At 72.0% G+C, this 21,236-nt stretch carries 23 protein-coding genes, 1 pseudogene and 1 riboswitch; of the genes and pseudogenes, 8 read left to right on the top strand and 16 right to left on the bottom strand.

Features of this window, described 5'->3' with window-relative positions:
- Positions 1 to 156 precede the first annotated feature (156 nt).
- Positions 157 to 525, bottom strand: a complete 369-nt coding sequence (locus tag ACIPPS_RS09490; protein ID WP_401428844.1) for a PRC-barrel domain-containing protein — start codon at positions 523 to 525, stop codon at positions 157 to 159.
- 139 nt (positions 526 to 664) lie between these two features.
- Here ACIPPS_RS09490 and ACIPPS_RS09485 point away from each other — a divergent pair, with 139 nt between their 5' ends.
- The 3 genes from ACIPPS_RS09485 (at position 665) to ACIPPS_RS09475 (ending at position 2,466) form a co-directional block, all read left to right on the top strand.
- The gene (locus tag ACIPPS_RS09485) at positions 665 to 1,504 is read left to right on the top strand and encodes a class II glutamine amidotransferase (protein WP_401428842.1); all 840 of its coding nucleotides are present in this window, start codon (positions 665 to 667) and stop codon (positions 1,502 to 1,504) included.
- 106 nt (positions 1,505 to 1,610) lie between these two features.
- Positions 1,611 to 2,048, top strand: a complete 438-nt coding sequence (locus tag ACIPPS_RS09480) for a nitroreductase family deazaflavin-dependent oxidoreductase (protein WP_401428840.1) — start codon at positions 1,611 to 1,613, stop codon at positions 2,046 to 2,048.
- 28 nt (positions 2,049 to 2,076) lie between these two features.
- Complete coding sequence (locus ACIPPS_RS09475) at positions 2,077 to 2,466, top strand: VOC family protein (protein ID WP_401428838.1); 390 nt, start codon at positions 2,077 to 2,079, stop codon at positions 2,464 to 2,466.
- 110 nt (positions 2,467 to 2,576) lie between these two features.
- Here the strand turns inward: ACIPPS_RS09475 and ACIPPS_RS09470 are convergent, their stop codons facing one another.
- Complete coding sequence (locus ACIPPS_RS09470) at positions 2,577 to 4,097, bottom strand: catalase (RefSeq protein ID WP_401428836.1); 1,521 nt, start codon at positions 4,095 to 4,097, stop codon at positions 2,577 to 2,579.
- Between the two features lie 206 nt (positions 4,098 to 4,303).
- Positions 4,304 to 4,936: a VanZ family protein gene (locus tag ACIPPS_RS09465; protein WP_401428833.1), complete on the bottom strand. Its 633-nt coding sequence runs from the start codon at positions 4,934 to 4,936 to the stop codon at positions 4,304 to 4,306.
- 170 nt (positions 4,937 to 5,106) lie between these two features.
- Here ACIPPS_RS09465 and ACIPPS_RS09460 point away from each other — a divergent pair, with 170 nt between their 5' ends.
- Positions 5,107 to 5,802: a DUF4230 domain-containing protein gene (locus ACIPPS_RS09460; protein ID WP_401428830.1), complete on the top strand. Its 696-nt coding sequence runs from the start codon at positions 5,107 to 5,109 to the stop codon at positions 5,800 to 5,802.
- 121 nt (positions 5,803 to 5,923) lie between these two features.
- On the opposite strand, the gene ACIPPS_RS09455 is transcribed toward ACIPPS_RS09460, so the two are convergent.
- The 5 genes from ACIPPS_RS09455 to ACIPPS_RS09435 form a co-directional block, all read right to left on the bottom strand.
- The gene (locus tag ACIPPS_RS09455) at positions 5,924 to 6,196 is read right to left on the bottom strand and encodes a GlsB/YeaQ/YmgE family stress response membrane protein (RefSeq protein ID WP_401428828.1); all 273 of its coding nucleotides are present in this window, start codon (positions 6,194 to 6,196) and stop codon (positions 5,924 to 5,926) included.
- Positions 6,197 to 6,331: 135 nt separating this feature from the next.
- Complete coding sequence (locus ACIPPS_RS09450; RefSeq protein ID WP_401428826.1) at positions 6,332 to 6,838, bottom strand: flavin reductase family protein; 507 nt, start codon at positions 6,836 to 6,838, stop codon at positions 6,332 to 6,334.
- A 6-nt stretch (positions 6,839 to 6,844) separates the two neighbouring features.
- Positions 6,845 to 7,927, bottom strand: a complete 1,083-nt coding sequence (locus tag ACIPPS_RS09445; protein WP_401428824.1) for an iron-containing redox enzyme family protein — start codon at positions 7,925 to 7,927, stop codon at positions 6,845 to 6,847.
- Positions 7,927 to 8,190 (bottom strand): CDGSH iron-sulfur domain-containing protein, encoded by a 264-nt coding sequence (locus tag ACIPPS_RS09440; RefSeq protein ID WP_401428821.1) that lies wholly within the window; start codon positions 8,188 to 8,190, stop codon positions 7,927 to 7,929. The genes ACIPPS_RS09445 and ACIPPS_RS09440 overlap by 1 nt, the downstream gene beginning before the upstream one ends.
- Positions 8,174 to 8,860, bottom strand: coding sequence for a HemK2/MTQ2 family protein methyltransferase (locus ACIPPS_RS09435; protein WP_401428819.1), 687 nt, complete (start codon positions 8,858 to 8,860; stop codon positions 8,174 to 8,176). Before ACIPPS_RS09435 ends, ACIPPS_RS09440 begins: the two co-directional genes overlap by 17 nt.
- A gap of 253 nt (positions 8,861 to 9,113) precedes the next feature.
- Between ACIPPS_RS09435 and ACIPPS_RS09430 the strand changes: the two genes are divergently transcribed.
- The 3 genes from ACIPPS_RS09430 (at position 9,114) to ACIPPS_RS09420 (ending at position 10,274) form a co-directional block, all read left to right on the top strand.
- Positions 9,114 to 9,674 carry an SRPBCC family protein gene (locus ACIPPS_RS09430; RefSeq protein WP_401428817.1) on the top strand — a complete coding sequence of 187 codons (561 nt, stop codon included), beginning with the start codon at positions 9,114 to 9,116 and terminating at the stop codon, positions 9,672 to 9,674.
- Between the two features lie 200 nt (positions 9,675 to 9,874).
- Positions 9,875 to 10,081: a cold shock domain-containing protein gene (locus ACIPPS_RS09425; RefSeq protein ID WP_401428815.1), complete on the top strand. Its 207-nt coding sequence runs from the start codon at positions 9,875 to 9,877 to the stop codon at positions 10,079 to 10,081.
- A gap of 16 nt (positions 10,082 to 10,097) precedes the next feature.
- Positions 10,098 to 10,274 (top strand): hypothetical protein, encoded by a 177-nt coding sequence (locus tag ACIPPS_RS09420; RefSeq protein ID WP_401428813.1) that lies wholly within the window; start codon positions 10,098 to 10,100, stop codon positions 10,272 to 10,274.
- Between the two features lie 101 nt (positions 10,275 to 10,375).
- Here the strand turns inward: ACIPPS_RS09420 and meaB are convergent, their stop codons facing one another.
- The 6 genes and pseudogenes from meaB to ACIPPS_RS09390 all read right to left on the bottom strand — a co-directional run.
- The gene (meaB, locus tag ACIPPS_RS09415) at positions 10,376 to 11,365 is read right to left on the bottom strand and encodes a methylmalonyl Co-A mutase-associated GTPase MeaB (RefSeq protein WP_401428811.1); all 990 of its coding nucleotides are present in this window, start codon (positions 11,363 to 11,365) and stop codon (positions 10,376 to 10,378) included.
- Complete coding sequence (gene scpA, locus ACIPPS_RS09410; RefSeq protein WP_401428809.1) at positions 11,362 to 13,536, bottom strand: methylmalonyl-CoA mutase; 2,175 nt, start codon at positions 13,534 to 13,536, stop codon at positions 11,362 to 11,364. Before scpA ends, meaB begins: the two co-directional genes overlap by 4 nt.
- Positions 13,536 to 15,344 carry a methylmalonyl-CoA mutase family protein gene (locus ACIPPS_RS09405; RefSeq protein ID WP_401428806.1) on the bottom strand — a complete coding sequence of 603 codons (1,809 nt, stop codon included), beginning with the start codon at positions 15,342 to 15,344 and terminating at the stop codon, positions 13,536 to 13,538. Before ACIPPS_RS09405 ends, scpA begins: the two co-directional genes overlap by 1 nt.
- A gap of 185 nt (positions 15,345 to 15,529) precedes the next feature.
- Positions 15,530 to 15,654, top strand: a riboswitch (cobalamin riboswitch).
- A gap of 150 nt (positions 15,655 to 15,804) precedes the next feature.
- Complete coding sequence (locus ACIPPS_RS09400; RefSeq protein WP_401428803.1) at positions 15,805 to 17,055, bottom strand: cation:proton antiporter; 1,251 nt, start codon at positions 17,053 to 17,055, stop codon at positions 15,805 to 15,807.
- A gap of 5 nt (positions 17,056 to 17,060) precedes the next feature.
- Positions 17,061 to 17,546 (bottom strand): cation:proton antiporter regulatory subunit, encoded by a 486-nt coding sequence (locus ACIPPS_RS09395; protein WP_401429556.1) that lies wholly within the window; start codon positions 17,544 to 17,546, stop codon positions 17,061 to 17,063.
- A 96-nt stretch (positions 17,547 to 17,642) separates the two neighbouring features.
- Positions 17,643 to 17,873: pseudogene (locus ACIPPS_RS09390) on the bottom strand (TetR-like C-terminal domain-containing protein); the annotation flags it as partial.
- A 44-nt stretch (positions 17,874 to 17,917) separates the two neighbouring features.
- Between ACIPPS_RS09390 and ACIPPS_RS09385 the strand changes: the two are divergent.
- Positions 17,918 to 18,334: a nuclear transport factor 2 family protein gene (locus tag ACIPPS_RS09385; RefSeq protein WP_401428800.1), complete on the top strand. Its 417-nt coding sequence runs from the start codon at positions 17,918 to 17,920 to the stop codon at positions 18,332 to 18,334.
- A gap of 102 nt (positions 18,335 to 18,436) precedes the next feature.
- Here the strand turns inward: ACIPPS_RS09385 and ACIPPS_RS09380 are convergent, their stop codons facing one another.
- Positions 18,437 to 20,065, bottom strand: a complete 1,629-nt coding sequence (locus ACIPPS_RS09380; RefSeq protein ID WP_401428798.1) for an MFS transporter — start codon at positions 20,063 to 20,065, stop codon at positions 18,437 to 18,439.
- Positions 20,066 to 20,141: 76 nt separating this feature from the next.
- A complete protein-coding gene (locus ACIPPS_RS09375; RefSeq protein WP_401428796.1) occupies positions 20,142 to 21,233 on the bottom strand; it encodes a trypsin-like serine peptidase in 1,092 nt (363 codons plus the stop codon).
- Positions 21,234 to 21,236: the final 3 nt, after the last annotated feature.

The raw sequence follows: 21,236 nt of genomic DNA, 5'->3' as shown, positions 1-21,236 counted from the left end.
GCGTGCGGACGAGCCGGGATACGCGCGGAAGAAGACCGAGAGACGTGCGGACGAGCCGAGATACGCGCGGAAGAAAGCCGAGAGACGCGCGGCAGGCCGAGACACGCGCGGAAGGGCCCGGACTCGTGCGAGTCCGGGCCCTTCCGCGTCGGCGGATCAGACGATGCGGCCGCCGAAGGGGCCGCCGAGGCCGTAGTACGTCCCCAGCTCGTGCCGGTAGGCGGGGTCCTCGAGGTGCTTGTCGCGATGGAACTCGGGAGCGTTCTCGATCTGCTCCTTCGTCCGGTCGACGAAGATCTTCCTGTCGTCCGCGTCGATGCGGACGACGGTGCTCGCCGGCAGGAGGACCTCCTTGCCGAAGATCCAGATTCCGGTGTCCACGACCAGGTAGGCGTCCTCGACCTCATCGGAGTGCTTGTCCACCTTCCCGATGCTGCCGTCGATCGCCTCGACCTTGTATCCGGTCAGCTGGGCACCGGCCAGGTGGCCCGCGGTCGACTTGTAGCTCCACACGTTCTCGGTCACGCGAAAACAACTCCTCCGGTGGATTGCGTTCTGCCGTTTCCCGCTCGAACTCCGCCTGCCCCGTACCCGGCCGCGCATTCCCCCCGATCCCACGGCACGGGCGTAGGCTCGAACTCGGCTCCGAAAGGAGGCGGTCCCCTTGTGCCGCTGGCTCGCCTATTCCGGTACGCCCGTCCTTCTCGACACCGTGCTGTACCGCCCCGAGCACTCACTGATCAACCAGAGCCTCCACGCCCGGATGGGTGTCGAGTCGACCAACGGCGACGGCTTCGGGATCGGCTGGTACAGCACGGACGGCGACGGGACCCCGGCGGTCTTCCGCGATGTCGGACCGGCCTGGAGCAACCGCAATCTGCAGGAGCTCTCCGCGCACGTCCGCTCCCACCTCTTCTTCGCCCACGTCCGGGCCTCCACCGGCTCCGCCGTCCAGCAGACCAACTGCCACCCGTTCCGCCACGGCCGGTGGCTGTGGATGCACAACGGGGCCATCGCGGACTTCCCGCGGGTGCAGCGCGACCTCTGCATGGCCGTCGACCCCGCCCTCTTCCCCTGCATCGAGGGTTCGACGGACTCCGAGGTGATGTTCTACCTGGCGGTCACCTTCGGCCTCGACCAGGACGTCCCCGGAGCGGTGGCCCGCATGGCGGGCCTGGTGGAGCGGGTCGGCAAGGAGCACGGCGTCCCCGACCCGCTCCAGATGACGGTGGCGGTGAGTGACGGGGAGCGCGTCTGGGCCTTCCGGCACGCCAGCCAGGGTCGGCCCCGCTCGCTCTTCTACAGCTCCAGGGCCGAGACCGTACGGCGGCTCCACCCGGAGCTGGACTTCCTCAAGGCGGTCTCCGACGAGACCCGCATCGTGGTCTCCGAGCCCCTGGGGGACCTGCCCGGCGTGTGGAACGAACTGCCGGAGTCCAGCTACACCACGATCCCGTCCGGCCCGGAGACCGACTACCGGCCGTTCCTCCCGCAGGCGCCGTGACGGCGCGCCGTCGGACCGCGGGAGCGGCCTCCTGGCCGCGCACCGGGGTCCGTGATGGACTTGGCCGGCAGGGCGGTGCGCCGCCGAACGACGAGAAGGGAGCGCCATGCCACTCCAGGGAACGTACGAGCCGAGCCCGACGCAGTGGGTGCGGGACCAGGTCGAGTTGTACGAGGGATCGGGCGGCACCGACGGGACGACGATGCGCGGCATGCCCGTCGTCCTGGTGACCACCGTCGGCGCGAAGAGCGGCAAGCTCCGCAAGACGCCGCTGATGCGGGTGGAGCACGACGGCGCCTACGCGCTCGTCGCCTCCAACGGCGGCGCCGTGAAGCACCCCGTCTGGTACCACAACGTGGTCGCCCACCCGGAGCTGGAGCTGCGGGACGGGACGAGCGCGTGGGACATGAAGGCGCGGATCGTGACCGGTGAGGAGCGTCGGGCCTGGTGGGACCGGGCCGTCGCGGCCTTCCCCGACTACGCCGACTACCAGCGCAAGACGGCCCGGGAGATCCCTGTCTTCGTGGTGGAGCGGATCGACTGATCGGCCCCCGCCGGGGTATCCGGTGGCCATGGCCGTCAACAAGACAAGCATGCTCGTACTGGACTGCACGGACGCGCAGGCCCTCGCGCACTTCTACGCCGAACTGCTGGCGGGCGAGATCCACATCGGGGAGGACCCCGACCTGATCGAGGTGGTCGGAGGCTCCGGGGTCCGCCTCGCCGTGCGCAGGGACCACGGCTACGCGCCCCCGAGCTGGCCGCGGCCCGAGGACGCCCTCCAGGCGCACCTGCGCATCCTGGTCGGCCCCGAGGACCTCGACGAGGCGGAGCGCGAGGCCGTCTCGCTCGGGGCCCGTCCCGTGGACGTGGACACCGAGGAGGGGCCACGCGAGGCCCGGCTCTTCAGCGACCCGGCCGGCCACTCGTTCACCATCGCGGCGACGGGCTGGACCGTCTGACCGTCCGACGCCGGAGGGCGTCGCGGCACGCTACGGGCGGTGGCCGACCGGAGAATTCCGGTCGGCCACCGCCCGTTCACGCAGCGCTTCCTACGGGGCTCTTCCGCCGCTCACGCCTTGTGCTGCATGGAACTGCGCGCAGGGTTGCCCTGCTCGGCCGCCTTCGGGTCCATCTCGTCGGCCTTGGCGCGGACGCCCTGGGCGATGCGCGCGCCGATCTTCTCGTCGATGTTGCGCCAGTAGGTGAAGGCCCGCTCGAGGACCGGCTCCGACACGCCGTTCAGCAGGTGCCCGACCACGTTGTCCACCAAGCGGTCCCTGGCCTCGTCGTCCAGGACCTCACGGACCATCGTGCCCGGCTGGCCCCAGTCGTCGTCCTCCGGGTGGGAGACGTAGGCCGCCCGGGTGATCTCGCCGTCCGCGGCCCAGCTCGGCGGGCTGCCGTAGCGCTCGACGTCGGCGGCCGGCCCGCCCTTGGAGTTCGGGGCGTACACCGGGTCCGTCGTGTTCCGGTACGCCATCGCCCCGTCCTTGGAGTACGTGTGGACGTCGACGACGGGCGCGTTCACCGGGAGCTGCTGGTAGTTCGTTCCGATACGGGCGCGGTGGGCGTCCGCGTACGAGAAGAGCCTGGCCAGCAGCATCCGGTCCGGGCTCGGCCCGATGCCGGGCACCAGGTTGTTGGGCTGGAAGGCCGCCTGCTCGATCTGGGCGTGGTTGTCGGTCGGGTTCCGGTCGAGGGTCATGCGGCCGACCTGGATGAGCGGATAGTCACCGTGCGGCCACACCTTGGTGAGGTCGAACGGGTTGAAGCGGTAGCTCGCGGCCTCTTCGTACGGCATGACCTGCACGTACAGCGTCCAGCTCGGGTACTCTCCGTCACGGATGTGCTCGAACAGGTCACGCGTGTGGTAGTCCGTGTCCACGGCTGCCATCTGGTCGGCCTCGTGCTGCGTGAAGAACTCCACGCCCTGGTCCGTCTTGAAGTGGTACTTCACCCAGAACCGCTCGCCGGCCGCGTTGATCCACATGTACGTGTGGGACGTGTAGCCGTTCATGTGGCGCCAGGTGCGCGGGATGCCCCGGTCGCCCATCAGCCAGGTGACCTGGTGGGCGGACTCCGGCGAGAGGGTCCAGAAGTCCCACTGCATGTCGTGGTCGCGCAGGTTGTTGTCCGCGCGGCGCTTCTGGGAGCGGATGAAGTGCTGGAACTTCATCGGGTCCTTGATGAAGAACACGGGCGTGTTGTTGCCGACCATGTCGTAGTTGCCTTCGCTGGTGTAGAACTTCACCGCGAAGCCGCGCGGGTCGCGCCAGGTGTCCGGGCTGCCGCGCTCCCCTGCGACGGTCGAGAAGCGGATGACCAGATCCGTGCGGGTGCCGGGCTGGAACAGGGCCGCCTTCGTGTAGCCGCTGACGTCGTTCGTGACCTCGAAATGGCCGAACGCGCCGCTGCCCTTGGCGTGCGGCTGGCGCTCGGGGATCCGTTCCCGGTTGAACTGGGCCATCTGCTCGATCAGGTAGGCGTCCTGCAGCAGGATCGGTCCGCCGGGGCCCACGGTGAGCGAGTGTTCGTCGCTCTCCACCGGGGCGCCGGAGTCGGTCGTGGTGTGCGGTCGGTCCTCGGTCATCGTCGGTCTGCCTTCCTCGTACTCAGCTGCGGCGGACGTCTCGGCATCTCGACTCACCCGCCGTCGCCGCGGTAAACGTGTCTGCCGCGATCGGCTCGGCCCCGGGCGGGTGCGTCGAGAAGCGAGCGGCGGCCTTCCGCCCCGCCCACACCTTCCAGGCTGGGCCCGCGCGGCCGATGCCACCACCGGAGCGGTGGCCCGCGCCCCTACCCGCGCCCTTGCGTCGTGGCCGTCGCGCGGCTGTCCCGCCGGTGCCACCAGCGGCGGCGGCGGGGGTGGACCGCCCGGCCGAGGCGCCTGCCGATGAGGAGATACGCGAACAGGGCGCCGGTGGTGTTGAGCAGGACGTCGTCGATGTCGAAGGCGCGCCCGGTGATCAGGGCGCCCTGGATCAGTTCGACGAGCAGCATCGTGCCGATCGTCAGCAGCGCCACCTGGACCAGCCCACGGGTGCGGCGGGAGAGCAGGGGCAGCAGCAGGCCGAACGGCATCCCGAGCACCAGGTTGCCGCCCAGCTGCTTGACGGTGTCCACGAACGCCGGCTGCTCCAGGTAGGCCCGGATGGAGCTGCCGGGCGTCAGATTGCTGTGCGTGAGCGGCACGGAGGCGGGGGAGGCGTTGAGCGTCAGCCGCGCCAGGACGATCGCGAACGCCACCATGCCTGCCAGGGCGATCAGGCCCACCAGGACGCGGATCAGCCGTGCGGGTCTACGCCGACCGGGTTCCTCGACCGGCGGCGCGGGCCTGGCGGCGCGGGCCGCCGGGGCCGCGGGAGCCTTCCGTTCCGCCTTCGTCGTCGCCCCCGCCACCCGTCGGTACAGAAATGCCTTCGCGTTCATGTTCCGTCCCCCCTCCAGGGCCGATCCCGTGTGGGACCCGGTTACCCGGGAAGCGGCCGGGCACGCCGCTGCGGTCGTCGAAATCGCGCTCAGGGACCCCGTGCGTATCAACGAGGCTCTGTCCAGGGCGCGTTGAGAGTGGACGACGCTGTGGCGGGCATCAGCCGCACATGCGAGAAGAAGAAGCACAGAGCAGACCTTCACGCACCACGACGCGACTCCGTCGCCCCTTCCCGTCCCGCGGGTGGCCCGGCTGCGCGGCGGTCCTCCTGGTCCTGGCCGTGGCGCTGTTGCTGCTGGGCCGGTTCCTGCCGATGCCCGGTCTCCTCGGCGACGTGTTCGGCACGGAGACGAAGGACCGCTCCGGACCGGCCCTGCTGAAGTCCATCCAGGACATGCACCGGTACGAGGGTGCGGTCGGGAACTTCCAGGTGGTGGTCGATCTGGAGAAGGACGCCAGGTTCCTGCCCGACTCGATCCGGGGCACCCGCACCCTGTACGTGGCGAACGGCAGCGTGAGCGCGTACGTCGACCTCGGCGGCATCGGTCAGGACGCCGTGAGCGTGAACGAGGACCGCACCGCCGCCACCCTCCGCCTGCCGCACGCGCGGCTGGCCGAACCCTCGCTGGACCCCAAGCGCTCGTACGCGGTCTCCAAGCAGCGCGGCCTGCTCGACCGGCTGGGCGACCTGTTCTCCGACAACCCGGCCGACGAGCGCGCCGTCCACATGCTCGCGGCCGAGCACATCGGCGACGCCGCCGAGGAGAGCGATCTGAAACTCCGTACCGAGCGCAACACCACCTCGATGCTCCAGGGGCTGCTGCGGGCGCTCGGCTTCCAGGACGTGACGGTCACGTACGCCTGACCTGCCCGCCCGCGTGAGCCCGCCCCGCACACGGCCTCGCCCCGCACACGGTGTCCGTGTGCGGGGCGAAGGGTGCCCGGGGCCGGTCGTGACTGTCGGGCCCCGTCCGTGGGCCGCGGCGTCAGGCGTGGCGCGAACGACGGCCGGTGAAGAGCCGGAGGATCAGGAGCAGGACGACCGATCCGACGACGGCGGCGATCCAGGTGGACAGCTCGAAGAATCCGTCGACGGCGTCGACCTTGAAGATCACCTTGCCGAGCCAGCCGCCGAGCAGACCGCCTCCGATGCCGATGAGTGTGGTGAGCAGCAGCCCGCCGGGGTCCCGGCCGGGGGTCAGTGCCTTGGCGATGAGTCCCGCCAGCAGCCCGATGACGATCCAGGCGATGATTCCCATGGGTGCCTCGTCTCCTCGTCTCCGCGACGTTCAGCCGTCTTCTTGTCCGGCTTGGGCGATCTGCCTCTCTCTTTCGCATGTGCGCCACAGGCGCTCGCAAACCTGTTCAGGCGAGACGAGGGTCCGTGCGGCCGGTCATGCCGGGTGCCCGGGGGAGAAGTCGGCGGCGTCGCTGAGGAGGAAGAGACGCGGGCGCCCGCCGTCGGCGGAGCGCGGCTCCTCGGACGGGCCCTCGGCTACCGGGGCGAGCAGGAAGCCGACGTGGTCCCCGCCGTCGAGCCGGGCCTCCACCGTGCCGGTGAACCAGCCGAGGCAGTGGGCGAGGACGGGGCTGCCGGCCTCGCCCGGCCACCAGTCCACACGGGCGAACTTGTCGACGGCGTCGCCCGTCTCCTCGCCGAACAGGCGCGCCGCCGCGCGGTGTTCGGGGCCGATGAGATGGACCGTCAGATGAGTGGCCCGGCAGGCGACCTCGTAGGTGTGGTTGGCGCGGGACAGCCACACGACGAAGCGTGGCGGGTCGATCGAGCTCTGCGAGGCGAAGCCGACGAGGCAACCGGCCCGCTCGCCGTCCGGCGCCGCTGTGGTGACGACGTACATCGGCAGGTCGAGCGGGGAGGTGAAGCCGTCGAGTCCGGCCATGCTCGCTCACCCGCGTCCCGGGCCCCGGCCGGCCGCGTCCCGCCGCTCCGGTGACAGAGGGCGGGAGTCGTCCGGCAGCGGGATCCGGCAGGCGGAGCGTCCGGCCGACCAGGCGGCGCGGATGTGGTCGCCCAGCAGGTCCTCCAGGACGACGGTCGCCGCGCAGCCGAAGGCGATGTCTCCCTCCAGCCACGGTTCGTCGGCCAGCAGTCCGCCGACGACCTCGCGTCGTACGACCTGCTCGTGGACGGCGTCGGCCTCCACGTGCTCGTCGTAGAAGCGTTCGGCGGCGGGGCCGGCGCCGCAGCGGCGCATCGCGTGCGCCAGCCGCCGCGAGCCGGGCGAGGAGGTGACCTCGACATAGCCGAAGTGGCCGACCAGCGCACCGCGCAGGGCGCGGTGCAGGCCGAAGAGGGACATGAGGTTGACGGTGGCGAGCAGGGGCGCAGGAGCGTGATCGACGTACCTGCCGTACGCGGAGTCCAGGCCCAGGTCCTCCATGAGGTCGGCGAACAGCCGGGCATGGATGTCGGCCGGCCGCCCGGCGCCGAACTCGTCGTACTCGATCGCCACCATCCCGGCCTTGGCCCGCCCGGTCAGGCGGGGGATGACCCAGGCGTGCGGATCGGCCTCCTTGAGGTGGTAGACGGAGCGCAGGGCGGCGTACTCGCGCAGCTGCCACAGCTCGCCCTCGGTCTCCAGGAAGCGGCTGACGCTGTCGCTCGGGGCGACCGGCTCGATCAGCAGCGGGCCGAAGACCTCGTCCACCGGCCGCTCGCCGTCCGGCACCGGGGTCCGGGAGCGCAGCTCGTGCAGGAAGCGGGCTTCCAGCCCCTGTCGCAGGCGCAGCAGGTCCGGGTCCCACTCGCGGTCGTCGTCGACGCCCTCGAACCCCCGGTAGTGCAGCTCGTACAGCAGGTGGAGCGCGAGCTGGACGTCGTCGCCGAGGGGGTCGGCGGTCAGCAGCGCCTGGGAGTCGTAGCGGGGCGGGGAGCCCGTCCGCAGGGCGGTCAGCACGGCGTCGGACAGTTCGCCGCGCGCCTGGGCGAGGCGGGGGCCGGTACGCGTCGCCGTCACGGCCGAGGTCATCAGGGCTCCTCTCGTGCGGTCCGGGGCTTCTCGTGGGTGTGGCGGTCGCGGGGGCGGTGGCTGGTGTCGCACCACGGGTACGTACGGCTGCGGCGGCACGTGCACAGCGCCACCATGAAGCGGTCCGAGCGGACGACCGTCCCGTCGTCGAGGGTCACCTCGACGGGACCTTCGACGAGGACCGGACCCTGCGGATCCAGGACGACCCGGCGCGCGGGGCCGCGCGCACCGTCTCGCGTACCGTTCTCAGGGGCGCTGGGCACGGATGATCACCAACTCTTCCCACGCGTCGGAACTCCCGGGGACACCCTCGTTCCGCAGCCAGTCGCGCCGGGACCGCAGCACGGGCCCCCAGGGGATGACGGCCCGCCGCGTCACGGCCGCGTCAAGACCGGCGCGCTCCAGGTGCCGCAGCGTGGCGTCCGTACCGCACATGCCCGAGTGCACGAGCAGCAGGACCCCGCCCTCGTTCAGGAGCCCGGGGGCGCCCGCGCAGATCCGGTCCACGACCACGCGGCCGTCCCGGCCCGCGTCCCACGCGCGGGCGGCGCCGTGCGCGGGCGGCAGCGGCGCCGGGGAGGGCACGTAGGGAGGGTTGGCCAGGACGAGGTCGTAGCGCCGGTCGCGGGCGCGGGCGGCGAAGTCTCCGTGCAGGACGCGCAGGGTGCGTCGCTGCCGCAGGGCGTTCACCCGGGTCGAGAGCACCGCTCTCCATGACACGTCGGTCGCGGTGACCTGCGCGCCGCTCGCCGCCGCGCGGAGGGCGAGGGCGCCGGTCCCGGCACCGATCTCCAGCACCTGGTCCTGCGGTCCGAGGCGCTCGTGCCCGAGGGCTTCGGCCAGCAGCCATGTGTCGTGCTGGGGGCGGTACACGCCTGGGAGGGCGATCAGCCGATCCGATTCCGCTGGGGCCGTGAGAGTGGTACTGGGCACCGGGCACCTCCGTGGTGTCTTCCCGCGACGGTGCGACCGGCGGCGGGGCGAACATCATCCGTGGCGGCGTGTGCCCCGCCGCGAGCCCACCATGCCGACGGACCGTCGTTGTGATTGAACCCCGTTTCGCCGGGCACGCGCGACGTGGCCGGGTTTGTACCGGCCGGGACCGCGAGGAGCGGACCGCCCAGGGCGGACCGCGAGGAAGCGGAACGAACGGAACCGACGGAACCAACGGATCAGGAGAAATCCCGTGAGCATGGTGACGGAATCCATCGACGTCGACGTCCCGGTGCGCAACGTCTACAACCAGTGGACCCAGTTCGAGGAGTTCCCGAACTTCATGGAGGGGGTGGAGGAGATCCGGCAGGTCGACGACCAGCACTGTCACTGGCGGACCAAGGTCGCCGGGGTCCAGCGGGAGTTCGACACCGAGATCGTCGACCAGCTCCCCGACGAGCGCGTCTCGTGGCGCACGGTGGGCGGTGACGTCCGCCAGAAGGGTGTCGTGACCTTCCAGCAGCTGGACGCGTCGCACACCCGCGTGAGCCTCGCCATGGACTTCGAGCCGGAGGGCATGGCGGAGAAGGCCGGCGACGCGCTCGGCATCCTCGACCGCCGCGTCAAGGGCGACCTGAAGCGCTTCAAGGGCTTCATCGAGGAGCGTGGCCAGGAGACCGGCGCGTGGCGCGGCCGGATCAGCCCCGGCGAGACCGACCACGGCACGGCCGGCGCCCAGGGCTTGGCGCAGGACCGCCCCGTCCCCGGCCCGGGCCTGTATCCGACGGACCCGGAGGGCCGGCACCTCAGCTGACGGTCCCTGGTGCGGCGCCCCGGCGCCCCCGATCCCGGGGCGCCGCACCACGCTCCGTGGCCACGGAGTCGCTCGACGGGACGGCCCCGAGAAGCCGACGCGCCCGTTCGGAGGTGTGATGGAACGGAAAGCCGCGCGAGTCCGCGGGCAGCGCCCCACGCACCCGGGACCGGCCTCGCGCCTGGCCGAGGGAGTTCCACGTGAACGGCCGACGCAAGGGGCTCGTGCAGTACTTCAACCAGGAGGGCGGGTACGGCTTCATCACCCCCTACGGGGACGAGGACGCCGTCTACGTCCGAGCCGAGGACATCGAGACGGAGGAGCAGGTGCTGTCGGAGGGCCAGCAGGTCAGTTTCGCCCTGGACCTGGCCAGGGGCCGCTTCGAGGCCCGGCACGTACGCCCGTAGCGCAAGGAGACGACCGATGGGGATCGTGAGAGGCGCGCTGAAGCGCGTCCGCGGCATGATGAAGGACTCCGACGGCAAGGTCCTTCGCAATCCGGACCTACGGGACGAGGGCCGCCGCCTCCAGGAGGAGGGGCGGGCGGAAGCCCCGCACGTCCACGGCCACGGCAAGCACCGGCGGCCACCGGAGCGCTGAGGCCGCTGAGACTGCCGGGGCGCTGAGGCCGCCGGAGCGCTGAGGTCCGGGGCGGCCGCGGAGGAGCTTGGGGATGCCTCCCCTCCCGGCGGCCCCCCGGCTCAGTCCCTGCCCGCGGGCTCCTCGAACGCGCGCAGGAGGCGTTCCGCGGCTGTGGTCGCCGTCAGGGTGCCGGCCCTGAGCTGCTGTTCGACCTCCCGCGTCGCCGCGCGGACGGCAGGATGGGCGTGCAGGCGGTCCAGGAGTTCGTCGCGGACCATCGTCCAGGTCCAGTCGACCTGCTGATCGCGGCGCCGGGCGGCCAGGCGGCCGGTCGAGTCGAGCAGGGCGCGGTGCTGTTCGAGGCGTTCCCAGACGGTGTCCAGGCCCGTCGACTCGCGTGCGCTGCAGTGCAGGACGGGCGGTGTCCAGGCGGCGTCCGCGCCGTGCATCAGGCGGAGCGCCCCCGACAGTTCGCGGGCGGCGGCGCGGGCGTCCCGTTCGTGCGGACCGTCGGCCTTGTTGACCGCGATCACGTCCGCGAGTTCCAGGACGCCCTTCTTGATCCCCTGCAGCTGGTCGCCCGTCCGCGCCAGGGTGAGCAGCAGGAAGGAGTCGACCATCTCGGCCACCGTCGTCTCGGACTGGCCGACGCCCACGGTCTCGACGAGGATCACGTCGTAGCCGGCCGCCTCCATCACGATGATCGACTCGCGCGTCGCCTTGGCGACCCCGCCCAGCGTCCCGGCCGTCGGCGAGGGCCGGACGAAGGCCGCCGGATCCACGGCCAGCCGTTCCATCCGGGTCTTGTCGCCCAGGATCGAGCCGCCGGTCCGGGTCGACGACGGGTCCACGGCGAGCACCGCGACCCGGTGGCCCTGGCCGGTGAGCATCGTGCCGAAGGCGTCGATGAACGTCGACTTGCCCACGCCCGGCACGCCGCTGATCCCGATCCGCCGGGCCCTGCCACTGTGCGGCAGCAGTTCGGTCAGCAACTGCTGGGCCAGCGCCCGGTGTTGGGGGCGGGTCGACTCGACGAGCGTGATCGCGCGGGCCACGACGGCCCGCTTCCCGTCGAGCACCCCCTTCACATACGCGTCGAGGTCGATCACAGTTCGTGCCCGAGGCCGTCCGACAGTCGCCGTACCAGATCGTGGGCCGCGTCCGGGATCACCGTGCCGGGCGGGAAGACGGCGGCCGCGCCCATCTCCAGCAGGGTCGGCACGTCCTGCGGGGGAATGACGCCGCCGACGACGATCATGATGTCCTCGCGGCCCTCCGCCGCCAGCTCCTCCCGCAGCGCCGGCACGAGCGTCAGGTGGCCGGCGGCCAGCGACGACACCCCGACGATGTGCACGTCCGCCTCGACGGCCTGGCGCGCGACCTCGGCCGGGGTCTGGAACAGCGGGCCGACGTCCACGTCGAAGCCCAGGTCGGCGAAGGCGGTGGCGATCACCTTCTGGCCGCGGTCGTGGCCGTCCTGGCCCATCTTGGCGACCAGGATGCGCGGCCGTCGGCCCTCGGCCTCCGCGAAGGCGTCGACCAGGGTGCGGGTGCGTTCGACGGACGGGGACTGCCCGGCTTCGTTGCGGTACACACCGGAGATCGTACGGATCTGGCTCGCGTGCCGCCCGTACACCTTCTCCAGGGCGTCGGAGATCTCACCGACCGTCGCCTTGGCGCGCGCCGCCCGCACGGCCAGCTCCAGCAGGTTGCCCTCGCCGCCCGCCGCCCGGGTGAGCGCCTCCAGCGCGTCCCGGCACCCCGTCTCGTCCCGCTCCTCGCGCAGCCGGCGCAACTTGGCGATCTGCCGGCTGCGTACGGAGGAGTTGTCGACCTTGAGCACGTCGATCTGCTCGTCGGAGTCCACCCGGTACTTGTTGACGCCGATCACGGGCTGGCGCCCGGAGTCGATGCGCGCCTGGGTGCGGGCCGCCGCCTCCTCGACGCGCAGCTTGGGGATGCCGGCGTCGATGGCCTGCGCCATGCCGCCCGCCCGCTCGACCTCCTCGATGTGCTTCCAGGCGCGGCGGGCCAGGTCGTACGTCAGCTTCTCCACGTACGCGCTGCCGCCCCAGGGGTCGATGACCCTCGTCGTACCGGACTCCTGCTGGATGAGCAGCTGGGTGTTGCGGGCGATCCGCGCGGAGAAGTCGGTGGGCAACGCGAGCGCCTCGTCGAGGGCGTTGGTGTGCAGCGACTGGGTGTGCCCCTGGGTCGCCGCCATCGCCTCGACGCAGGTCCGCGTCACGTTGTTGAAGACGTCCTGGGCGGTCAGCGACCAGCCCGAGGTCTGCGAATGGGTGCGCAGCGAGAGCGACTTGGCGTTCTGCGGATCGAACTGCCGGACCAGCTTGGCCCACAGCAGCCGGGCCGCCCGCATCTTGGCGATCTCCATGAAGAAGTTCATGCCGATGGCCCAGAAGAACGACAGCCGAGGCGCGAACGCGTCCACGTCCAGGCCCGCTTCGCGGCCGGCCCGGATGTACTCCACGCCGTCGGCAAGCGTGTAGGCCAGCTCCAGGTCGGCCGTCGCGCCCGCCTCCTGGATGTGATAGCCGGAGATGGAGATCGAGTTGTAGCGCGGCATCCGCTGCGAGGTGTACGCGAAGATGTCGGAGATGATCCGCATCGACGGCTTCGGCGGATAGATGTAGGTGTTGCGGACCATGAACTCCTTGAGGATGTCGTTCTGGATGGTCCCGGCCAACTTCTCGGGCGGCACGCCCTGTTCCTCCGCCGCGACGATGTACAGCGCGAGGACCGGCAGCACCGCGCCGTTCATCGTCATCGACACCGTCATCCGGTCCAGCGGGATGCCGTCGAAGAGCTGGCGCATGTCGTAGATCGAGTCGATCGCGACGCCCGCCATGCCGACGTCACCGGTGACGCGCGGGTGGTCGCTGTCGTAACCCCGGTGGGTGGGCAGGTCGAAGGCGACCGAGAGGCCCTTCTGACCGGCCGCCAGGTTGCGCCGGTAGAAGGCGTTGGACTCCTCGGCCGTGGAGAAACCGGCGTACTGACGGATCGTCCAGGGCTGGTTGACGTACATCGTCGGGTACGGGCCGCGCAGGTACGGCGCCATGCCCGGGTACGTGCCCAGGAAGTCGAGGCCCTCCAGGTCCTGACCGGTGTACAGCGGCTTGACCGCGATGCCCTCCGGGGTCTCCCAGAGCAGGTCGTCACCACCGGCGGCCTTCTTGACGGCCGCACGCCATTCGTCGGCGCTGCCGTCGGCGGCCGGGGTACCCAGCTCGATGCCGGAGAAGTCGGGGACGGACATCAGGACACTCCCATCCGGTCAAGGGTGGCGGCGAGCACGGCGACCGCGTCGCAGCCCGCGAAGACATAGCCGTCGACGCCGGCGTACTGCCCGGGCCGGCCGGCGAGGAACACCTGGCTCGCGCCCTCGGCGGCGAGCTCCCGCGCGCGTTCCTCCGCCTGTTCCTCGTAGAGCGCGTCGCTGGAGCAGAGGCAGGCCTCGCTCGCCCCGCTCTGCGCGAAGGTGCCCTCGGCGACGGCCTCGATGCCGCCCGCCTGGAAGAGGTTGGCGGCGAAGGCGGCCCGGGCGGTGTGCGCGGAGGCGGGGCCGAGGGTCGCGAGGAAGATCCGGGGCCGGGCGCCGGTCGCGGCGAGGTGTGCGTCGGAGCGGGCCCGCAGCGCCTCGAACGCGTCGTCGCGCCGGACCCGGGGGAGCCCGCCGGCCGGCGGCTCGGGGGCGGGCTCGCGGACGACCGGGTTCTCGGCGAGGTTCGGGAACTCGCTGACGCCGGTGACCGGTTCGCGCCGCTTGGCGAGCTTCGCGCTGCGGGCCGACCAGGTCTCCGCGAGGCGTTCGCCGACCGTCCCGGACCGCAGCGCGGCGGCCATGCCGCCCGCACGCTCGATCGTACGGAAGAACTCCCAGCCCGCGTGGGCGAGTTCGTCCGTCAGCCGCTCCACGTACCAGGAGCCGCCCGCCGGGTCGATGACCCGCGCGAGGTGCGACTCCTCGATGAGGATGGTCGAGGTGTTACGGGCGATGCGCCGCGCGAAGCCGTCCGGCAGGCCCAGCGCGTGGTCGAAGGGGAGCACGGTGACGGCATCCGCGCCGCCCACCCCCGCGGCCAGCGTGGCCACGGTCGTCCGGAGCATGTTCACCCAGGGGTCCCGGCGGGACATCATCACCGGGGAGGTCACCGCGTGCTGCCGCTGCGCCCCCGCGCCGCTCGCCCCGCTGGCCTCGGCCACCCGGGCCCAGAGCCTGCGCGCGGCACGGAACTTGGCGACCGTGAGGAACTGGTCGGCGGTGGCCGCGTACCGGAACTCCAGCTGACCGAGGGCCTGTTCGACGCTCAGGCCCGCTTCCGTGAGCCCGCGCAGGTAGCTGACGCCGGTCGCCAGGGAGCACCCCAGCTCCTGCGCCGCCGAGCCGCCGGCCTCGTGGTACGGCAGCGCGTCCACGGTCAGCGCGCGCAGGCCCGGGTACTCCTCGGCGCAGCGCCGCGCGAGCGCGACCGCGGGGGAGACGTCGTACGGACGGCCCGTTCGGGCCTCCAGGCCGAGCGGGTCCGCGCCCAGGTTGCCGCGCGCCGCCTCGGGGGCGACGCCCCGCTCCTCGTACAGCCGCAGCAGCTCCCGCGCGGCCTCCTCCACGTCCCGGCCCGCGTCGAGGACGACAGGGGCGAGGTCGAGGTAGACGCCGTCGAGGACCTGGCCGAGGCGCCCGAGCGGGATGCCGCCCTCGCCGACGACCAGCCAGAGCGAGGTGACGCCGTTCTCCAGGTCGGTGAGGACCGTCGCGGAGTCGGCGACGGTGTGCCGCTGGCGCACGTCCCAGCCGTCGACGGTGTTCCCCTCGGCGCGGCCGGACCGTACGAAGGGCGCGAAGCCGGGGAGGCCCGGCTCGGGGGCGGTGTCCTCGGCGGCGTAGAGAGGACGGACGCGGAGCGCGTCCTCCAGGGTGGTGGAGAGGGCGTCCTCGGCCGCCGGGCCCTCGACGTCCTTGCCCGACTTGCGCAGCACACCGGCTACCAGGTGCTGCCACTGTTCACGGGACGCGTCGGGGAATTCGGCGGCTAGGGCGAGCCCGTCGTCGGGAAGGACTGTCATGCTCGGATGTTAGGGCAGCTCAACAAAGGTGCAGCAGTCCACACCGCTGTGACCTTGCCCATTGCGGGAAGGTCTTGAAGCGCCGACGGAATCCGTTCTAGGGATGAGTCCGGCGGTGATCGCCTCGCGTCCGGATTTACTAGGGCGTCCAACTATATGGTCGCGGAGAAGGCCCGCGACGCGGGGAAGGCGGTGCGATTCCGGCGCGGTCCGGCCCCTGTGACCGGGGAGTACGCCGTCGAGCGGCACACCACTGCCGAGTCGGATGTCGGTGAGGCGGACGGCGCGCGCTGATCCCGGAGTCAGGACAACGACCCCGGGACGGCGGGCTTTCGCCTCTCGACGAGCCCGCCCCGGAGCCCGTCGGGAGGCCGACCGCGAGAACCGTCGGGTAATCCGTCGGGTCATCCGCCGGGAACCACCCCTCCCTCGCCCGTCCCTCCGCACCTGACGGACGGGCTCACGACCTCCCGGCCGAGCCGTCGTCCACGGGCTCCAGGGCCTCCTCCGGCGGGGCTCCGACGGTCGCCGCCGTGGCGGCGGGGGTGCGGCGGAGCCGGCCGGCGAGGAGGGTGGCCACCGGTTCGGTGTAGCGGGCGGTGAGTGGACCGAGGACGACCAGGACCAGGACGTAGGCCGTGGCCAGTGGGCCGAGCGCGGGTTCGATGCCGGCGGTGACGGCGAGGCCGGCGATGACGATGGAGAACTCGCCCCGGGCGACCAGCGTGCCACCGGCCCGCCAGCGGCCCTTGACGGAGATCCCGGCCCGCCGGGCGGCCCAGTAGCCGGTGGCGATCTTCGTCGCCGCCGTGACCACGGCGAGCGCCAGCGCGGGCAGGATCACCGGCGGGATGCTGGCCGGATCGGTGTGCAGGCCGAAGAAGACGAAGAACACGGCGGCGAACAGGTCCCGCAGCGGGCTGAGCAGATGGTGCGCGCCCTCGGCGACCTCCCCCGAGAGCGCGATGCCGACGAGGAAGGCGCCGACGGCGGCGGAGACCTGGAGCTGCTGGGCGATGCCGGCGACCAGCAGGGTCAGACCGAGGACGACGAGGAGGAGCTTCTCCGGGTCGTCGCTGGAGACGAAGCGGGAGATGACCCGGCCGTACCGGACGGCGACGAAGAGGACCGTGCCCGCGACGCCGAGGGCGATGGCGAGGGTGAGGCTGCCGGCGGCCAGGCTCACGCCGGCGAGCAGGGCGGTGACGATCGGCAGGTAGACCGCCATGGCGAGGTCTTCCAGAACCAGGATGCTGAGGATGGCCGGGGTCTCGCGGTTGCCGAGTCGGCCGAGGTCGCCCATCACCTTGGCGATGACGCCGGAGGACGATATCCAGGTGACGCCGGCCAGGACGACGGCGGCGACCGGCCCCCATCCGAGCAGCAGCGCCATCCCCGCGCCGGGCAGGGCGTTGAAGGCGAAGTCGACTACCCCCGCCGGGTATTGGGTCTTGAGGTTGGTCACCAGGTCGGTGGCGGTGTACTCGAGCCCGAGCATCAACAGCAGGAGGATCACGCCGATCTCGGCGCCGATCGCGACGAACTCCTCGCTGGTGCCGAGCGGGAGCAGGCCGCCCTCGCCGAACGCGAGGCCCGCCAGCAGGTAGAGGGGTATCGGGGAGAACTGGAACCGGCCGGCGAGGCGGCCGAGGAGACCGAGCGCGAGGATGATCGCGCCGAACTCGATCAGGAAGACGGCGGAGGAGTGCATGGCGCTCACTCCCGGCCGAGGATCGCGGCGGCCGCCTCGACGCCCTCACGGGTGCCGATCACGATGAGGGTGTCCCCGCCGGCCAGCCGGAAGTCCGGGGCGGGCGAGGGGATCGCGTCGGCCCGTCGCAGGACCGCGACGATCGACACGCCCGTCTCGGTGCGGGTCCGGGTCTCGCCGAGTGCCCGCCCGTTCCAGTGCGAGTGCGCCGACAGCTCGATCCGTTCGGCGACCAGGCCCAGGTCCGTGGTGGAGAGCAGGTTGGGGCTGTGGTGCGAGGGCATCAGCGCGTCGATCAGCGCCTCCGCCTCCTTCGAGGTCAGCTTCGCCGACAGCGCGCATGCGTCCGGGTCGTCGCGGCGGTAGGCGTTCAGCGTCCGGCTGCCGTCCCGGTGGGCTATCACCGACAGTCGGCGGTGCTCCCGGGTGGTGAGGTCGTAGCGGACCCCGATGCCGGGGAGCGGCGTGTTGCTCATGCGTGGAACGGGCACGGGAAACCCCCATGGACGTGCTGGCGCCGGACAGGGGTACGAGAGGCGACCCCGGAACGTCAGCCTATCGAGGGGCCCCGGCATCAGCGTCGCGATCTCGTTCTCGAACAGGGTCTGCGGAACCACGTCCTCCATCCCCGCGAAGTGGCCCGCGAGTTCGAGCGAGAGCACGCCGTGGAGCCGGGTCCAGAACGCCATCGCCGTGGCGAACGGGTCGGCCGCGCCTCCCGACTCGCCTGCCCGGAGCAGCGCCCGCATGATCTCGTCGGCGATGCCCGTGATCTCGGCGACTGTCCTCGTCGCTGGACAGCGCGCCGGGGCGGCCATACCCTCGACCCACCTATTCAACTAGTTGAGTAATGCGAGGGCGCATGCACCCGTTCCGCGAGGCCGTCGAGAACCGCGACGCGGCCGCCATCGAGGCCCTGCTCGCCGACGACGTCGTCTTCACGAGCCCCGTGGCCTTCAAGCCGTACACCGGCAAGGCGATCACCGCCGCGATCCTCCGGGGCGTGATGCGCGTCTTCGAGGACTTCGTCTACGTCCGCGAGATCGAGAACGCCGACGGCCGCGACCACGCCCTCGTCTTCACCGCGACGGTGAACGGCCGCCGGATCCAGGGCTGCGACTTCCTCCACGTCGACGAGGAGGGGCGGATCGACGACTTCACCGTCATGGTCCGGCCGCTGTCCGCCGCCCAGGCGCTCGCCGAGGCGATGGGCGCCCAGTTCGACCGGATCGGGCGGGAGGCGGCGGGGGAGACGGGCGCGCGGACACCCGGGGAGTGACGTGACGGGTGCGGGCCCCACGGAACCGCCCCCGTCCCTCACCCCGCCGCCCCTCCGCCGGTACCCGTACGGCCCCGAACCCAGTCCGGGCGCGTCCCGGACTCATCCGGTCGGCGCGCCGGGTTGCGCCTCCGGGACGCGGCCGGTGAAGAACAGGGCCAGGACGGAGGTGAGTGCGAGGACGGCGAGCGCGGCACGCAGTCCGTCGAGGCGGGCGTCCTCGTTCGCGTCCAGCGCGGCCTGCTTCACCTCCGGGGCCGCTCCGGCCTCGTCGAGTGCGGTGGTGAGCTGGGCGTCGGAGAGGAAGGGCACCCCGCTCTCCAGGCTGACCGTAGCCTGGCTCTTGACCTCCGCCGGGACCGCCGGGTTGTCCTGGACACTCGTCAGGAACGAGGTCGTGAGCGAGGCGATCATGATCGAGCCGGCGAGCGCCGTGCCGATCGACGCGCCGAGGTTGGTGACGGCGTTCTGCAGTCCGCCGACCTCCGCCGTCTGCCGGTCCGGGACGGCGGACACGGTCACCGCGCCCAGTTGCGAGGCCAGCGCTCCCACCCCGAGCCCGACCAGCACCAGCGGCACGGTCACGACCTCCGCCCCCGCGTCCGCGTCCAGGGCCGCCATCAGGACCACCGCGCCCGCGAGCAGCGCCAGGACCCCGAGCCGTACCACCCGTCGCGGCGACACCTCCGGCAACAGCCGGGGAATCAGGACGGCGGCGGCCAGCAGGGCCAGGGAGAGCGGCAGCAGCCGCGCGCCCGTGGCCAGCGCCGAGAGCCCCAGGGCGACGGAGAGGTACAGCGGTACGACGAAGAACATCCCCATCTGGACCAGGTACTGGAAGAAGAACATCGTCAGGCCGCCCGTGAGCTGCCGGTTCTCCAGCAGGACGGGCGGGACGAGGGGCTCGCGGTTCCGCTTGACCAGACGGACCTCCCACCGCAGGAAGAGCCAGATGAGGAAGAGGCCCGCCAGCATCAGCCAGACCACCGGAGAGAGGGAGAACCAGGCGGGCGCGTCGGGCTTCGGCCGGAACCAGCCCCACTCGCCCGAGCGCAGCACGCCGAAGACGAAGACCCCGAGCCCCAGGGCCGAGAGGGCCGCCCCGACGAGGTCGATCCTGGGGTGCTCCCCCGTCGGGGCGTCGGCGACGCGGCGGGCGAGGGCCAGGATGGCGAGGACGATGAGGACCTCGCCGGCGAAGACCCAGCGCCAGGAGAAGTACGTGGTCGCGACGCCGCCGATCAGCGGCCCGACGGCGACCGCGACGGCGCTCGCGGCGGCGACGAGACCGTACGCGGCGGGGCGGCGCTCCGCGGGGAAGTTGCCCGCCACGAGGCCGACGATCGCGGGCAGGATGAGCGAGGCGCCGATGCCTTCGAGGAAGGCCCAGCCGACCAGCAGCACGGGCAGGTTCGGCGCGAGCGCGGTCGTCAGCGAACCGCATCCGTAGATCACGCAGCCGATCATGAACGCGCGTCTGCGGCCGATCAGCACCCCCACCTTGCCGCCGGGGATCATGAACATCGCCATCACGAGGGTGTACGCCGTGATCGCCCCCTGGATGCCGGTCACGGTCGTGCCCACGTCCTCGGCGACCGTCGCGATCGAGACGTTCATGACGGAGCTGTCGAGCGCCATCAGGAACTGCCCGGACGCGAGCGTCAGGAGGACGAGTCCGGCCGCTGCCGGAGCCTTCGGTGTGCCCAGGGCCGAGTCTGCGCGTGCTGCCATGCGCCCATCGTCGCCACGGCCGCGGCCCGGAAGGCCCGCGACGCGCCGCAGTGAGCCGCCGCCGCGCGCGCGTCCTTCAGACCCAGTTGACCTCCGCCCGCCCGAGCAGGGGGTCCTCCAGCAGCTCCCACAGCGGGACGGCGAAGTTGCCGAGACGGTAGCGGCCGCCGAAGTGCAGGCCGAGGACGCGGTGGTCCGTGAGGTCGAAGACCGGGGAGCCGCTGTTCCCGCCGAGGGTCGAGCAGTCGTGCTTCATCACCAGTCCACCGGGGGTGAACTCCGTGGCCGTGCCCGGCTGGAGGCGCTTGACGTTGTAGACGTCCATGAAGATCCGCCGCATCGACTCCGGCTCGTTGCGCCGCCCGTCCCAGGCCGGGTAGCCGACCACGTACACCGGCCGCCCCGGCAGGTCGGCGGGGGCGTCGGCGGCCACCGCGAGCGGGGTGGGCAGGGGCGCGCCGTCGGGGGGCGCGATCCGCAACAGCGCCATGTCGACGTCCGGATGGATGCCGATCACCTCGGTCACCTCGTACGGGAGCGGTCCGGCGGGCGTCACCGGCGCCCCGTCGCCGCCGGCGCCCCCGGTCAGCTCCTCGCCCGGGTCGACGCGCGCGGACATGCCCTGCTGGAATGACCAGCCCGCGTCCTCGGCCCGGCTGAACTCCACCGCCACGTGCCGGTTGGTCATCACCGTGCGCGGGCCCACCAGGAAGGCCGTGCCGACCCAGTCCAGGCTCGGATGGCCGGTCACCTCGACCCGGCCCACGCGTGCGATCGACTCGCGGATCGCGGCCCGCCCGGCATCCAGGACGGACCAGTCGCCGTCCTGCGCGGCGAAGTCCTGGCCCTGCACGAGGATCGCCGGCCTGCCCTCCAGGAGGACGATCGCCTCCACTCCGAAGTACTCGTCCTCGTCGATCTCGTCGGCGCGATGCGCGGCCAGCTTCTCGAGACCGGCCACCCCGGCCTCCAGGACCCGGGCCCGTTCCTCCTGCGCGAAGCGCGAGATCTGGCCCGCCGGCGCCTGGTCCGACGGCAGCTCCTCCACCGACTCGGCGATCTCCGCCTCCAGCTGCCGGCGCACCCGCGCGGCGACGCCCGACAGGTCGCCGAATACCTGGTCGGGGTCGGTCGCGACCGGTGATCCGTACGCGTGCATCGTCTCCATCTG

Source organism: Streptomyces sp. NPDC090127, assembly GCF_044746945.1.
Classification (GTDB): domain Bacteria; phylum Actinomycetota; class Actinomycetes; order Streptomycetales; family Streptomycetaceae; genus Streptomyces.
This window is presented reverse-complemented; position numbering and strand designations above follow the sequence as displayed.